6 protein-coding genes, 1 tRNA gene and 10 pseudogenes are annotated in these 14945 nt (G+C 68.1%); 7 read left to right on the top strand and 10 right to left on the bottom strand.

The window, feature by feature from the left end; all coding sequences use genetic code 11:
• From ychF to AB1281_RS24110, 8 genes and pseudogenes are all read right to left on the bottom strand, one after another.
• The coding region (gene ychF, locus AB1281_RS24145) for a redox-regulated ATPase YchF (protein ID WP_430347239.1) at positions 1–596 on the bottom strand (596 nt) is incomplete at its 3' end.
• Positions 597–701: 105 nt separating this feature from the next.
• Positions 702–1279, bottom strand: a pseudogene (gene pth, locus AB1281_RS24140) (aminoacyl-tRNA hydrolase).
• A 48-nt stretch (positions 1280–1327) separates the two neighbouring features.
• A pseudogene (locus tag AB1281_RS24135) lies at positions 1328–1945 on the bottom strand (50S ribosomal protein L25/general stress protein Ctc).
• A gap of 109 nt (positions 1946–2054) precedes the next feature.
• Positions 2055–3014: pseudogene (locus tag AB1281_RS24130) on the bottom strand (ribose-phosphate diphosphokinase).
• 139 nt (positions 3015–3153) lie between these two features.
• A tRNA-Gln gene (locus tag AB1281_RS24125) sits at positions 3154–3230 on the bottom strand.
• Between the two features lie 11 nt (positions 3231–3241).
• A pseudogene (gene ispE / locus AB1281_RS24120) lies at positions 3242–4113 on the bottom strand (4-(cytidine 5'-diphospho)-2-C-methyl-D-erythritol kinase).
• Positions 4110–4769: pseudogene (gene lolB, locus AB1281_RS24115) on the bottom strand (lipoprotein insertase outer membrane protein LolB). The pseudogenes ispE and lolB overlap by 4 nt, the downstream one beginning before the upstream one ends.
• Positions 4766–6458 (bottom strand): annotated as a pseudogene (locus AB1281_RS24110) (tetratricopeptide repeat protein). The pseudogenes lolB and AB1281_RS24110 overlap by 4 nt, the downstream one beginning before the upstream one ends.
• Positions 6459–6512: 54 nt before the next feature.
• Here AB1281_RS24110 and hemA point away from each other — a divergent pair.
• From hemA to ppk2, 4 genes and pseudogenes are all read left to right on the top strand, one after another.
• Positions 6513–7794, top strand: a pseudogene (gene hemA / locus AB1281_RS24105) (glutamyl-tRNA reductase).
• Positions 7772–8854: a peptide chain release factor 1 gene (gene prfA, locus AB1281_RS24100; protein WP_014036080.1), complete on the top strand. Its 1083-nt coding sequence runs from the start codon at positions 7772–7774 to the stop codon at positions 8852–8854. Before hemA ends, prfA begins: the two are co-directional and overlap by 23 nt.
• Before the next feature lie 5 nt (positions 8855–8859).
• Positions 8860–10565, top strand: a pseudogene (locus AB1281_RS24095) (tetratricopeptide repeat protein).
• Positions 10566–10611: 46 nt separating this feature from the next.
• Positions 10612–11393 (top strand): annotated as a pseudogene (gene ppk2, locus AB1281_RS24090) (polyphosphate kinase 2).
• A gap of 527 nt (positions 11394–11920) precedes the next feature.
• Here ppk2 and AB1281_RS24085 read toward each other — a convergent pair.
• Positions 11921–12496 (bottom strand): redoxin domain-containing protein, encoded by a 576-nt coding sequence (locus AB1281_RS24085; protein WP_430344955.1) that lies wholly within the window; start codon positions 12494–12496, stop codon positions 11921–11923.
• A complete protein-coding gene (locus AB1281_RS24080) occupies positions 12493–13809 on the bottom strand; it encodes a YihY family inner membrane protein (protein ID WP_430347238.1) in 1317 nt (438 codons plus the stop codon). Before AB1281_RS24080 ends, AB1281_RS24085 begins: the two co-directional genes overlap by 4 nt.
• A gap of 34 nt (positions 13810–13843) precedes the next feature.
• On the opposite strand from AB1281_RS24080, the gene wrbA reads away from it, so the two are divergent.
• The 3 genes and pseudogenes from wrbA to AB1281_RS24065 form a co-directional block, all read left to right on the top strand.
• Positions 13844–14437 (top strand): NAD(P)H:quinone oxidoreductase, encoded by a 594-nt coding sequence (gene wrbA, locus AB1281_RS24075; protein ID WP_012510135.1) that lies wholly within the window; start codon positions 13844–13846, stop codon positions 14435–14437.
• On the top strand, positions 14434–14769 hold the full coding sequence (locus AB1281_RS24070) for a DUF2069 domain-containing protein (RefSeq protein WP_430347232.1): 336 nt from the start codon (positions 14434–14436) through the stop codon (positions 14767–14769). Before wrbA ends, AB1281_RS24070 begins: the two co-directional genes overlap by 4 nt.
• A gap of 79 nt (positions 14770–14848) precedes the next feature.
• Positions 14849–14945 (top strand): annotated as a pseudogene (locus tag AB1281_RS24065) (asparaginase domain-containing protein); the annotation flags it as partial.

The raw sequence follows: 14945 nt of genomic DNA, 5'->3' as shown, positions 1-14945 counted from the left end.
AGGGTCAGCAGGAAAAGGTCGCGCACCAGCGCCTTCTCTTCCTCGTCCAGGCCCACCGAACGGCCGGACTTGCCATCCGACAGCGCGGCCTGCAGCTTGGCCAGCACCGGCTTGCGCGCCGCGGCGTCCTTGTCGCCGCCCTTGGCCGCGCGCTCGGCACGGTTCAGCGCCTTCTCGACGCTGTCCAGGTCGGCCAGCGCCAGTTCGGTATCGATGGTTTCGATGTCCGAGATCGGGTCGACCTTGTTGTTGACGTGGATGACGTCGGCGTTCTCGAAGCAGCGCACCACGTGGGTGATCGCATCGACTTCGCGGATGTGCGCCAGGAACTTGTTGCCCAGGCCTTCACCGCTGGCGGCACCGGCGACCAGGCCGGCGATGTCGACGAATTCGACCGCGGTCGGGATGACCTTCTGCGGGTTGATGATCGCTGCCAGCTCGTTCAGGCGCGGATCCGGCACCGGCACGATGCCGACGTTCGGCTCGATGGTGCAGAACGGGAAGTTCGCCGCGGCGATACCCGCCTTGGTCAGCGCATTGAACAGGGTCGACTTGCCGACGTTGGGCAGGCCGACGATGCCGCATTTGATACCCATGGGTGACAGCTCTCTGGGGTGAAAGTGATTGGGGAAACAGCGACATGGGCGCTGCTTTTCCAATCATTCTCCGTACCGACCAACGGTCGGTACCTACCGGGCCAATTATTTCGGGGTATGAAGCCGCTTCATCGCTTCGCTGAAATCGCCCTGCACCGCCAGCGGCAGCACGTCGATGGCATCGTCGATGGCGCGCGAAATCAGTACTTCATCATCCTTGGAAGGGCGTCCCAGTACCCAGCCCACCACGCGGTCCTTGTGGCCGGATGGCCGATGCCCACGCGCAGGCGATGGAACTTGCCGTGGCCGAGCAACCGGATGGTGTCGCGCAGGCCGTTCTGGCCGCCGTGGCCGCCATCGAACTTCAGCCGCGCCACGCCGGGCGCCAGGTCCAGTTCGTCGTGGGCCAGCAGGGTTTCTTCCGGCTCGATCTTCCAGAACCGCTGTGCGGCGGTGACCGACTTGCCGCTGAGGTTCATGAGGTGGGCGGGCTTGAGCAGCCACACCGTCTGCCCGGCGATCTCGACCTTGGCGGTCTCACCGAACAGCTTGCTGTCCACGTTCCATCGCGCACCGGCTTTTTCCGCCAGGGCCTCAACGAAATGAAACCCGGCATTGTGCCGGGTCCGGGCGTGTTCCGATCCGGGGTTGCCCAGACCGACGATCAGTCGCAGTCCTGCCATGGTTCCTTCCAATACGGTGCCTGCCCGGAGGCAGGCACCGTAGCGGTATTACTCGGCGGCAGCCGCTTCTTCGTCAGCCGCGTCGGCCTTGCCGGCCTTGGCGGTGACGATGGCATCGTCGTGGTCCTTGCCCAGCGCCAGGGCCGGGATTTCCACGCCCTTCGGCAGCTTGATGTTGGACAGGTACACCACGTCACCGGCCTTCAGCTCGCCCAGGTCGACTTCGATCGACTCCGCAGGTCCTTCGGCAGGCAGGTGATGGTCACTTCCTTCAGTTCGTGGGTGACCACGACGTCGGCAGCCTTGCCAGCCGGCGAGGTGTCTTCGTTGATGAAGTGCAGCGGGACCGAAGCGGTCAGGGCTTCGTTCTCGTTCACGGCGCTGGAAGTCCAGGTGCATGATCAGCTGCTTGTACGGGTGGCGCTGCATGTCACGCAGCAGGACCTTCTGCACCTGGCCGTCCAGGTTCAGGTCCAGGATCGAGGCATAGAACCACTCGTTCTGCTGGGCCAGCCAGATTTCGTTGTGGTCCAGGCTGATGGCGACCGGCTCGGCGTTGCCGCCGTACACGATGGCCGGGATCACACCGGCGTGACGCAGGCGGCGGCTCGCACCCTTACGCTGCAGTTCACGCTTGGTGACCTTGATTTCATGGGTCTTCGACATTTTCGACTACTCAGGTTGTTGCCTTGCCTTGCGGCGTGGCGGTTGAAGATGCTTCCGCGACCAGAAGCACCGGGGTATGTCCCCGCCGTTGCCGGCAGGGACGAAAAACTCAGTCGACGTACAGCGAGCTGACCGACTCGCCGAAGGCGATGCGGCGCATCGTTTCGGCCAGCATTTCCGCCACGCTCAGCTGGCGGATCTTGCTGCACACCGCGCTGCGTCCTTCAGCGGGATGGTGTCGGTCACCACCAGCTCGTCGAGCTGGGAATTGGTGATGTTGTCCACCGCCGGGCCCGACAGCACCGCGTGGGTGCAGTAGGCGGCGACCTTGAGCGCACCGCGCGCCTTCAGGGCAGCGGCAGCGGCGCACAGGGTGCCGGCGGTATCGACGATGTCATCGACCATCACGCAGGTCTTGCCTTCGACGTCACCGATGATGTTCATCACGGTGGAGACGTTGGCGCGCGGGCGGCGCTTGTCGATGATCGCCAGGTCGGCGTCATCCAGGCGCTTGGCCACCGCACGGGCGCGGACCACGCCGCCCACGTCCGGCGACACAACGATCAGGTTCTCGGTGCCGTAGGCGCGCCAGATGTCGGCCAGCAGCAGCGGGGACGCATACACGTTGTCCACCGGAATATCGAAGAAGCCCTGGATCTGGTCGGCGTGCAGGTCGACGGTCAGCACGCGATCAGCGCCAGCGGTGCTGAACATCTTCGCCGCCAGCTTGGCGGTGATCGGCACGCGCGAGGAACGCATGCGGCGGTCCTGGCGCGAGTAGCCGAAGTACGGCACCACGGCGGTCACGCTGGCCACCGATGCGCGCTTGAGCGCGTCGATCAGCACCAGCAGTTCCATCAGGTTTTCCGCGCTCGGCGCGCAGGTCGGCTGGATCACGAACACGTCCTGCTTGCGGACGTTCTCTTCGATTTCCACCTGCACTTCACCATCGGAGAAGTGCGAGACCAGCGCCTTGCCCGGGCGAACCCCCCAGTTCCTTGCAGATGTTCTGCGCCAGACGTTTGTTGGCGTTGCCGGAAAAGACCAGCAGGTTCGGGGACTCTTGCATCATGATTGTCTCGGGCGGGGACGAGTGGCGGGGATCCGGGGTCGGCAAGGACCCGATGGACCCTTGCTGCTGACAACACCGCGGTTGTTTCCACGTCCCGCGCAGGTGATGCGCTGGAAGGCGCGGACACAGCCGCTATTGGCAGGGGCGGTAGGATTCGAACCTACGAATGCCAGGATCAAAACCTGGTGCCTTGGGCCTCTTGGCGACGCCCCTGCATTGATAAATCAGTGTTGCTCGAGTGCATCCAGCAGTGGCGAACGCGCAACGCCCGCTGCCACCCTTGCCCGCAACTCCTTCGGCAACTTCGACCGTCCCTGCTCTGCAGCAGCCTGCGATGCGAACTCGACGAAACAACCACTTCCCGAACCGGTCAGCCGCGCCGCGCCGATGTCGCTCAACGCAGCAAGCGCCGCCTCGACGGCAGGCTCACGGCGGCGCAGCACCGGTTCGAACGCGTTCCCGACCAGGGTCCCGGAAGCGAAGTCCTCTATTTTCGCCACTGGGCTGTCGCGCGTCAAATCCGGGTCTGCAAACAGAACCGGCGTAGGAACATGAACGCCCGGTTCAACCACCACATACCAGGCCGGCGCCAGCGTGATCGGCTGCAGCCGCTCGCCCACCCCTTCAGCCCAGGCATTGCGGCCACGCACGAACACCGGCACGTCGGCGCCCAGGCGCAGGCCCAGCGCCGCCAGCGCATCCTCGTCCAACCCGGCGCGCCAGAGCCGGTTCAGCACCACCAGTACGGTGGCCGCGTCGGACGAACCACCGCCGAAGCCACCACCGGCAGACACATGCTTTTCGACGATGATGTCCGCGCCTTGCGCGACATTCGCCACTTCTTTGAGCAGGCGCGCGGCACGCACCGCCAGGTCATCGGCCTCGGCCACGCCGGCCAGGCCCTCGCCCTGCCGACGCACCTGGCCGTCTTCACGCAGGCGCAGGCCGATGCGGTCCCCCCCAGTCCAGCAGGCGGAACACGGTCTGCAGCTCGTGGTAGCCGTCGGCCCCGGCGGCCGGTGATGTGCAGGAACAGGTTCAGCTTGGCCGGGGCCGGCCACCAGGACCAGCCCGCGTCGTCGACTGCCCCGCTCATGGCGTGCCCTGCCCCCACTGGTCCACCAGCAGGCGCACCTTGGCGTCGCCATTGCTGGCCTCGATCCGGCGCGGCAGCGCCGGCCGTCCGGCGTCGGCCGGGTACCAGTCCAGGTACTGCACCTGCCAGCCCATCTGCTGCATGCGGCGCGGCCGGCCTTCACCGTCGCGCTCGACCTTCTCCGGACCGGCAGCATCGCCGGCCACCAGGCCACGGATCCACTCCCGGCAGCTGGTTGACCGGAATGTCCCAACCGGTCGCCTCGAGCAGCAGCTGCTGGGCGTCCTCACCGTCACGGGTGCCACCGGCCAGCCCTTCCAGGCGACCGGCTTCGGAATGGGTATCGCCGGTCAGCTTCCAGCTCTGCCGGGTCACCGGCGCGCTCAGCTCGACCACATAACGGCGCCCGTCCTGCTTCCAGTCGATGCGACCGCTGCCACCGTCCTTGCCTTTACTGACCGCCACCCGCCCCTGGAAGGCCCAGTCCGGCTGTGCCTGCAGCGCGGCCACGCGCGCTGCCTCGGCCTGCGCCGCTTCAGCCGAAACAATCTCGACCACCGCTGGCGCCGGGGTCTTCTGCGTGCCGACGCTGGTACAGCGCTCACCGCCAGGGTCGCGGCCGCCAACAGCAGCGGCCGGATCAGGGAACCACTCATGGATTGAATTTCTCGCGGGCGCGCAGCAGCGCGCGGTTTTCAGGGTCGAGCTTGGCCGCTTCGTCGAAGAAGTGGCGGGCCTCATCATGCTTGCCCAGCACCCACAGCACTTCGCCGACGTGGGCGGCGATCTCCGGGTCCTTGGCCAGGGTCCAGGCGCGGCGCAGCTGCACCAGCGCTTCATCCTTGCGGCCCAGGCGATACAGCACCCAGCCATAGCTGTCGACGATGGCGGCGTTGTCCGGCTCGGCCACGCGGGCACGGTCGATCAGCTCCAGCGCCTCCTGCAGGCGACCAGTACGGTCGGCCAGCGTGTAGCCCAGCGCGTTCAGCGCCGGCACGTTTTCCGGGTCGGTCACCAGGATCTTGCGCAGGTCGGCCTCGGCGCGGGGGATGTCGTCGCGGCGCTCCCAGGTGAGCGCTCGGGCGTACAGCAGGCCGTTGTCGTCCGGGTAGGCGGCCAGGCCGCGGGCCAATGCATCCAGTTCACCGGCACTGTCGTCACCGCGTTGGCGCAGCTCGGCCTCCAGCAGGTAGGCGTCACGGCGTACATCGTCATCGACCACCGCATCGGACTGGATCGCATGCACTTCGTCCAGCGCCAGCGGCAGGCGCCCGGCCAGGGCCTGGGCATTGGCCGCGCGCAGGCGCGCTTCGCTCAGTTCATCGCCACCGGGCACGCTGTGGTACCACTGCACCGCCTCGGGGTAACGCTTCAGGTATTCGGCGATCTTGCCCAGCAACAGGCGTTGCGCCGGATCCGGCTTGGCCGCCTGCCGCGACAGCTCGTTGTAGAGGTTGGACAGCGCTGCCTTGTCGCCCTGCTTGGCCAGCAGCGAAGCGCGCATGCCCCAGGTCTGTACGTCCTGCGGGCCGAATGCCAGTACGCGCTCGGCCGCAGCCGGCTGTCCCAGGCTGTCGTAGGCGATGGCCACCGCATTGCGCAGCTCGGGGTCCTGGCGGGTCTTCGGCTCGACGTCGTGCAGCAGCGACAATGCCTTGTCGGTCTCGCCCGCCTGTTGCAGCTGGCTGGCACGCAGCAGCGCCACGCGCGGTTCTTCGGGGAAGCGCTTGACCACTTCATCGATCATGCGCCGCGCCAGCTCGGGCTTGTCCATGCGCAGGGCCAGGCGACCGAACTCCTGCCAGGCCTCGATCTTCGGTGGAATGGCATTGGCATCGACCAGCTCGCCCAGCACCTGCGCCGGCACCGCCGGATCGCGGCCACCGCCGATCAGCGCGGCCAGGGCGAACTTCCAGCCACGCTCGTCGGGGTCGGCCAGCAGGGCCTGCAGTTCGGTGCGGGCGGCCTTCACATCGCCCTGGCGCATGGCCAGTGCACCGGCGGCGCTGCGCATGGTCAGCGAGCGTGGGGCGCGTTGCTGCCACAGGGCCAGGCCCTTGGCGGCGCTGGCGTCATCGTTGGCCAGCATGGAAATACGGGTCGCGCGCTCGGCCAGGCCGGCGTCGCCGTCGGTCTGCTGCGCGGCCTGCAGGTACCAGCGCGCGGCCTCGGCCAGCTTGCCGGCCTGCAGGGCGAATTCACCGGCCATCACCGGTTCCAGCGCCAGTTCCTCAGTGGCCGCGGCCCGCACGGGGGCCTTGGCCGGCACGCCGCCAGGGCCTGGGCGCAGGCCAGGGACAGCAGCAGAACACTGGGATGCGAATCAATGCGGGCATCGTCGGCATCGGGGCCTTAAAATGTCGTCCAATGGCCAGCAGCTTATCGCAAGCAACTGAACAATGACCCTGTGGGTGCTCGGACTGAATCACCAGACCGCACCGGTGGAGCTGCGCGAGCGCGCGGCCTTCGCCGGTGAGGCGTTGCCGCGTGCGCTGGCTCGCTGCGCGATACCCCGCAGATCGCCGAGGCAGTGCTGCTGTCCACCTGCAACCGCACCGAGCTGTACGCCGTGGCCGAGTCGGCACAGGCGCTGGACCAGTGGCTGCACAGCCAGGCCGGCGACCTGCAGGGCTACCTGTACCAGCATGCCGATGCCGAGGCCGTGCGCCACCTGTTCCGGGTCGCCACCGGGCTGGACTCGATGGTGCTGGGCGAACCGCAGATCCTCGGCAGGTGAAGGATGCCTGGTCGACCGCGCGTGACCATGGCCTGCTCGGCCAGCGCCTGGACCGCTTGTTCCAGCAGACCTTCTCGGTGGCCAAGCGTGCGCGCACCGATACCCAGGTCGGCGCCAACCCGGTGTCGGTGGCCTCGGCGGCGGTGCGCCTGGCGCAGAACGCCTTCGCGCGACTGGACGACTCCACCGTGCTGCTGGTCGGTGCCGGCGAGACCATCGAACTGGCTGCACGTCACCTGAGTGAAGGCAAGGTGCGGCGCCTGCTGATCGCCAACCGCACCCTCGCCCACGCGCAGGAGCTGGCCAGCCGTCATGGCGGCGTGGCCCTGCCACTGACCGAACTGGACCGCCACCTGGGCGAGGCCGACGTGGTGTTCTCGGCGACCGCCGCGCGCGAGCCGGTGATCCACCGTGAGATGGTCGCCAAGGCCCTGCGTGCGCGCCGGCACAAGCCGATGCTGCTGTTCGACCTGGCCGTGCCGCGCGACATCGAGGCCGAGGTCGGCACGCTCAACGACGCCTTCCTCTACACCGTCGATGACCTGGAACGCGCGGTGGAAGACAACCGCCGTGGCCGCCGCGAGGCTGCCGCCGAGGCCGAGGCGATCATCGACCTGCAGGTGTCGCGCTTCGTCGAGACCCAGCAGGCCAGCGCCCACCAGGCACCGCTGCGGCAGCTGCGTGCGTTCGGCGAAGCCACCCGCGCCGAACTGCTGGAGCGCGCGCGCCAGCAGCTGGCCAACGGCAAGCCGGCCGACGAAGTGCTGGAACTGCTGGCCCATGGCCTGACCAATCGACTGCTGCATCCGCCGACCGCCGCACTGCGCGCCGCCGCGCTGAGTGGCGATGCTGACCTGACCCGCGCCGCCGAGCGCCTGTTCCCGGCCACGCCGGGTTACCGCCACCCACCCGTGAGACCCGATGACGCCGACCCTGCGCCGTAAGCTGGAAGCGCTGGCCGAGCGCCGCGAAGAACTGGAACGCCTGCTCGCCGAACCCGATGTGGTCGCCGACAACACCCGTTTCCGCGACCTTTCGCGCGAATTCGCCCAACTTGAACCGGTCGCCACTGCACTGGCCGATGAAGCCCGTGCCAAGGCCGACCTGGCCGCCGCCGAAGGCATGCGCGCCGACCCCGACCTGCGCGAACTGGCCGACGAGGAAATCGCCGCCGCGCAGGCGCGCCTGCAGGAACTGGAGCAGGAGCTTGCGCTGCTGCTGGTGCCGCGTGACCCGCGCGACGAAGGCAACCTGTTCCTGGAAGTGCGCGCCGGTACCGGCGGCGACGAAGCCGCGATCTTCGCCGGCGACCTGTTCCGCATGTACGCCCGCTATGCCGAGCGCCAGGGCTGGAAGGTCGAGATCGAATCGGACAATCCCGGCGAGCATGGCGGCTACAAGGAAGTGGTGGCGCGCGTGGTCGGCCGGGGCGCGTTCTCACGCCTGAAGTTCGAATCGGGCACGCATCGCGTGCAGCGCGTGCCGGCCACCGAGTCGCAGGGCCGCATCCATACCTCGGCGGCCACGGTGGCGATCATTCCCGAGGCCGACGAAGTCGACGACATCGTCATCAACCCGGCCGACCTGAAGGTGGATACGTTCCGCTCGTCCGGTGCCGGCGGCCAGCACGTCAACAAGACCGAGTCGGCGATCCGCATCACCCACGTGCCGACCGGCGTAGTGGTGGAGTGCCAGACCGAGCGCAGCCAGCACGCCAACCGTGACAAGGCGATGAAGCGCCTGAAAGCGCAGCTTCTCGATGCCGAGCGTCAGCGCCAGGACGCCGCGCAGGCCGAATCGCGGCGCCTGCAGGTCGGCAGCGGCGACCGCAGCCAGCGCATCCGCACCTACAACTTCCCGCAGGGCCGGATCACCGACCACCGCGTGGAAGGCCTGACCCTGTACGACCTGCCCAACATCCTGGCCGGCGACCTCGACCCGCTGCTGCAGCGGCTCAGCCACGAGCACCAGGTCGACGCCCTGGCCCAGCTGTCGGCGGGCTGAGCACGATGTCGGCCTGGCAGCAGCGACAGCACCTGCAGCAGGCGATCGCACGCCAGCCCGGCGATTTCGTCGCCTGGGTGATGCTGGCCGACCTGGAACTGGAAGCCGGCGACATCGCCGCCGGCGAGCAGGCCGCACGACGTGCGCTGCAGCTGCGCCCGAACCACCCCGAAGCACTGGCACGGCTGGGTCGCGTGGCCTGGATGGCCGGCGCGCATGCCGACGCGGCCAAGCTGCTCGGCCAGGCCTCGGCACTGGCCCCGCAGCACCCGGGCATCGCGCTGTGGCTGGGCCATGCGCTGGAAGATGCCGACGATGCCGAAGGCGCGGCGGCGGCCTATCGCCGCGCACATACGCTGATGCCGGACGAACCCTACATCGCCGCCCAGCGCCTGGCCTGGCAGCGCCGCCTGTGCGACTGGCAGGACGTGGACGCGCTGGCCACGCAGGTACGTGCCGCGCTCGCTTCCGGCCAGGGGGCGGTGGAGCCGTTCGCCTTCTCAGCGAAGACGCCAGCGCTGCCGAGCAGCTGGCCTGCGCACGTGCGCGCGCCGCGCTGATCGCCGCCTCGGTTCGGCCCTTGCCGGCGGTAACGGTACGCGCGCGCGGCCCGTTGCGCGTCGGCTTCCTCTCCAATGGCTTCGGCGCCCATCCCACCGGGCTGCTGACCGTGGCCCTGCTCGAACACCTGCGTCATGACCCGGCGCTGCAGCTGCACCTGTTCGCGTTGAACCGCGCCGATGGCAGCCGCATACGCGATCGCCTGCAGGCCGCGACCCGGCTGCATGAGGTGGCCGCACTGCGGCATGCCGACATCGCGGCCCGCATCCGCGCACAGGGCATCGACCTGCTGTTCGACCTGCGCGGCTGGGGCGGCGGCGGCACGCCCGAGGTGCTGGCAATGCGCCCGGCCCCGCTGCAGCTGAACTGGCTGGCCTACCCCGGCACATCAGGTGCACGCTGGCTGGATGCCGTGGTCGCCGACGAATTCGTGCTGCCCGCATCGCTGGAACCTCACTTCAGCGAACGCGTCCTGCGCCTGCCACGCGCCTTCCAGCCCTCGGACAACACCCGCGTACTGGAACCGGCACCGTCCCGCGCCGAGTGCGGGCTGCCCGAACACGGCGTGGTGTTCTGCTGCTTCAACAACAGCTACAAGCTCAATCCGCGCAGCATGGGCCGCGCCTTCGCGGTGCTGCAGGCCGTGCCCGGCAGCGTGCTGTGGCTGCTGTCCGGCCCCGGCCAGGCCGACACCCGCCTGCGCACCGCCGCGCAGGCCGCCGGCCTGGACCCGGCGCGCCTGGTGTTCATGGCCAAGCTGCCGCATCCGCAGTACCTGGCCCGCTATCAGCTGGCCGACCTGTTCCTCGACACCCATCCCTACAACGCGCACACCACCGCCTCCGATGCGCTGTGGGCCGGCTGCCCGGTACTGACCTGCCCGGGCGACACCTTCGCCGCGCGCGTGGCCGGCAGCCTCAACCACCATCTGGGGCTGGCCCGGATGAATGTCGCCGACGACGCGGCGTTCATCGCCACTGCCAGCGCGCTGGGCAATGACCCTGCGGCATTGGCCGCGCTGCGTGCCGAGCTGGCGCAGGCGCGCGAGCGTAGTGGACTGTTCGACATGGCCGGGTTTGCCCGCGACCTGTCGGCGATGCTGCAGCAGCTGGCTGGCGAACAGGGCTGGCAGGGCGTCGACAACGCCTGAGCGATCCCTGCGTTACGCTCGGGCTTCCTCCCCGCGTGGTGTGATGATGGCCAAGCTCAAGCGCAAGGACTACGACGAACTGCTGCTGCCGCTGCAGCTGGAACTGACCGCGATGGCGCGTTGGGTGCAGCACAGCGGGCAACGCCTGCTGGTGCTGTTCGAAGGACGGGATACGGCAGGCAAAGGCGGCGCGATCCAGGCCATCAGCCAGCATCTCAACCCACGCCAATGCAGGGTGGTGGCACTGCCCAAGCCTACCGACCGCGAAGCCACCCAGTGGTATTTCCAGCGCTACACCTCGCACTTGCCCGCCGCAGCGAGATCGTGCTGATGGACCGCAGCTGGTACAACCGCGCCGGCGTCGAGCGGGTGATGGGCTACTGCAGCGAGACCGAGTACCAGCAGTTCCTGCGCCAGGCGCCGGTGTTCGAACAGCTGCTGGTGGATGACGGCATCCTGCTGTTCAAGTACTGGCTGTGCGTGGACCAGGAGCAGCAGGAGAAGCGCTTCGCCGAGCGCCATCTCGATCCGCTGAAGGGCTGGAAGCTGTCTCCGGTCGACCTGAAATCCCGCAGCAAGTACAGCGCGTACACCGAGGCCCGCGAGGCGATGCTGCGCGCGACGCATCGCGAGGCGGCGCCGTGGACGCTGGTGGATTTCAACGACCAGCGGCTGGGGCGACTGACCCTGGTGCGCAACCTGCTGGACCGGTTGCCGGACACGCGGGTCGATGCGCCGTTGCCGGAGCTGCCGAAGCTGAAGGGCAAGCTGCATCGCGAGCACTACGATGTACTGAAGCCGATCGAGGACTTCCCGGTCGAGGAATAGGGTTGTTCGGCAGGGCTGCACCCTGCACCTGCTCAACGCAACGGCAACGGCAACATCAACAGCGGGCTATCCGCGGGATGGCGGGGCGGTGTGGATGGGCAGGACACGCCGTAGACCCGTCCATGGGGGCTCGATGGCGCCATCCATGGCGCCAACGGTCCTGCCCACCCACACCGCCCCGCCTCTGACAGATCCCTGCGGCTGTTGGTAGGTGTCGACCTTGGTCGACACATCTGTCAGATATCGAGATTCATTTGGGGTCAGATCCGTTTTCCTTCGGAAAACGGATCTGACCCCATGCCGTCCCGACAGATCGCGGAAATCTGTCGAAGGCGGGGTGGGTCCGGTTGCGGGGGCGTGAGCCGCATGGATGCGGCGACCGAGCTTACATGGACGTACTTGCAGCGGCCCCCGCAACCGGACCCACCCCGCCATCCCTCAGGAGACCCGCCTCTGCTTCGGCTGTTGCCGTTGCTGTTGCTCTGGCCTCCACGGGTGCAGGGCCTCAGGCCCTGCCGACCAACCCACTACTTGGCAGCCGCGATCTGCTTTTCGATGTCGGCGGCGGTCACCGGGCCAAGGAAGGTGTGGGCCAGCTTGCCCTGCGGATCCAGCAGATGCGTCAACGGCAGGCCTCGCGGCGTGGCGAAGTCTGCGGGCGGATCGAACGGGTCCACGATCACGATCGGATAGGTCACCGGATGCTTGGTCAGGAACGACTGCATTTCCGGCACTTCGATGTCCTCGTAGGCCAGGCCGACCACCTCGATGTTGCTGCGCATCGCATGCAGCGCCGACAGTTCAGGCATTTCCTTGCGGCACGGGGCGCACCAGGTCGCCCAGAAGTTCACCACCACCCACTTGCCGCGATGCGCGGCCAGGTCGTAGTCGCTGCCATCCACCGCCTTCATCTTCAGCGTCGGGAACTCGGCAGTGGTGCGCTCGGCCGGGGTTTCCTCGACCGGCGCCGGAGTGGCCGGCGTCGGCGCCTGTGCCGGCGGCTGGCTGCTCGCCGGGGCCGGCTCCTGGGCCGGCTTGCAGGCCGCCAGGGCCAGCAGCAGGGTCAACGGGAGCAGCAGCGGCAACGGGGTCTTGCGGGTCATGGCATGTCTCCGGAATCGGTGTAGATGTCGCTGACCTTGCGCTTGAGGCGTTCACGCAGGGGCAGTCGCAGATCGTCCAGCGCCGCCAATGCGGCACGGCCCAGGCTGTCGTCGCGGTACGGCAGGTGCTGCTCGGCTACCGGGATGCGCAGCTGGGTGCATTCGTACAGATCGGCCAGGCTGACCTGGTCCAGGTCGCGCGCGAGCAGCCACTCGCCGCGTTCATCGCGGCGCAGCAGGCCGATCGCCTGCAGGTTGCAGGCCAGATCCTGCAGCAGCGAGTCGGTCAGCAACGGTTCCAGGCGCAGGATTTCATCGTCGGCCAGGCCCTTGCCCTTGGCACGGGCATGGTGGAAGCGGCCGAGCAGGCGCAGCAGGCCGTAGAACTCGTACCCCTGCGGCAGGCGCAGTTCAACCGGCTGGTAGCGGAAGGCCGCCATCGATGAGGCCAGCGACGCACCCAGCAGCACTGCCACCCAGCACAGGTAGATCCACAGCAGCAGGATCGGCACGAAGGCCACCGTGCCATACAGCTTCTGGTAGGACTGGAAGCTGCCCAGATAGGCGCCGATGCCCCACTTCACCAGCTCCAGGATGACCGCCGCCAGGATCGCGCCAGGCACGGCGTGCCGCCATTTCACCGTGTGATGCGGCACCACCCGGAACATCAGCGTGATGCAGACGAACTCGATCAGGATCGGCGCCAGCCGCAGCGCCAGCTCGGCCAACCAACGGCCCTCCTGGGTACCGAACAACGGCATGGCGAACACCCGCGCCGATACCGCCAGCGATGCGGCGGCGAGCATCGCGCCCAGGGTCAGTACGGTCCAATAGACCAGGAAGCGGGTCAGCTTGGGCCGGGTCGAGCCGACCCGCCAGATCTGGTTGAAGGTCTCTTCCACGCTGTTGAGCGTGATCAGCAGTGAGACCACCAGTGCAATGAAGCCGGCCGCCGTCAGCTGGCCGGCACTGGCCGAGAACTGCCGCAGGTAGCCCTCGGCCGCTCGCGCCGCGGAGGGCACGAAGTTGGAGAACACGTAGTCGCTGAGCTGATCGCTCCAGCGGTCGAAGACGGGGAAGGCCGACAGCACACCGAATACCACGATCGCCAGCGGCACCAGCGCGAACACCGTGGTGTACGCCAGCGCCGCCGCTGCCTGGAACAGGCGGTCGTCGAGGAAGCGATGCCACAGGAAGCGGCCGAAACTGATGGCCCGTGCGCGATCCCGCGCGCGCTCCATCCACAGGTTGAGCGTATCAAAGGTTCCATCGGCGAAAGGGTACCCGATGCGGAATGCTCGCAGGATAGCCATACTGGTAGCCACACGACGAGGAGAAGCGGGCACGATGGGCGAGATTCTGGTGCTGTACTACAGCCGGGGCGGTTCGGTGGCACGGCTGGCGCGCCAGATCGCGCGGGGCATCGGCGAAGTGCCGGGCATGACCGCGCGCCTGCGCACGGTACCGCCGGTGGCCGCCGTGACCCAGACCGCGCAGCCGCCGGTACCCGACGATGGCGCCCCCTACGTGAGCGTGCAGGACCTGGTCGAATGCCAGGGCCTGCTGCTCGGCAGCCCCACCCGCTTCGGCAACATGGCCGCGCCAGTCAAGCACTTCCTGGACGGGTTGGGCGCCGAATGGGTCAATGGCACCCTGTCCGGCAAGCCGGCCGGCGTGTTCACTTCCACCGCATCCATGCATGGCGGGCAGGAGTCGACCCTGCTGTCGATGCAGGTGCCGCTGCTGCACCACGGCTGCGTGATCGTCGGCATCCCGTTCACCGAGCCGGCGCTGAGCCACACCACCAGTGGCGGCACGCCGTATGGCGCCAGCCACGTGGCCGGTGCCGCCGACGACCCGCAGCCGACCGACGACGAAGCCGTGCTGGCGCGCGCACTGGGGCGCCGGGTGGCCGACATCGCGCAGCGGTTGGCCCGATGAGCCGCGCGCCGCGCACGGTCCTGCTGCTGGCCCTGATGGGGCTGGCCGCGCTGTTCGCAGGCTGGTTCATCAATGACAAGCACTGGCTGGCGACCCAGCTGGTGTTCACCGCACCACCGCTGGCACTGGCCATCGCCGTGCGCCTGGGCTGGCGCAAGGCCGGCTTCTGGGCCTCCGTGCTGGCCCTGGGCTGGTTCAGCCACGGCGTGATGAGCGCCTGGAGCCACCCGGAAACGCGCTGGCTGGCGCTGATCGAGATCGCGCTGGCGCTGCTGGTGGTCTTCAGCGCCAGCCTGCCCGGCCTGCGCGCCCGCTTCGGCAAGCGACGCTGACGCTGCGGCCGCAGGGCCGTATCATCTGCATTCCTGGCCCCGCGCCGCAGTACCTGTCCTGGTTTCGCGCATGCACATGATGGAAGAGCTCCTGGTCGTCACCACCGGTGGCACGATCGACAAGATCTATTTCGACGACAAGTCGGACTACCAGATCGGCGATCCGCAGATCGGCA

It is taken from the genome of Stenotrophomonas sp. NRRL B-14846, from assembly GCF_050473585.1.
Classification (GTDB): Bacteria; Pseudomonadota; Gammaproteobacteria; order Xanthomonadales; family Xanthomonadaceae; genus Stenotrophomonas.
This window is presented reverse-complemented; position numbering and strand designations above follow the sequence as displayed.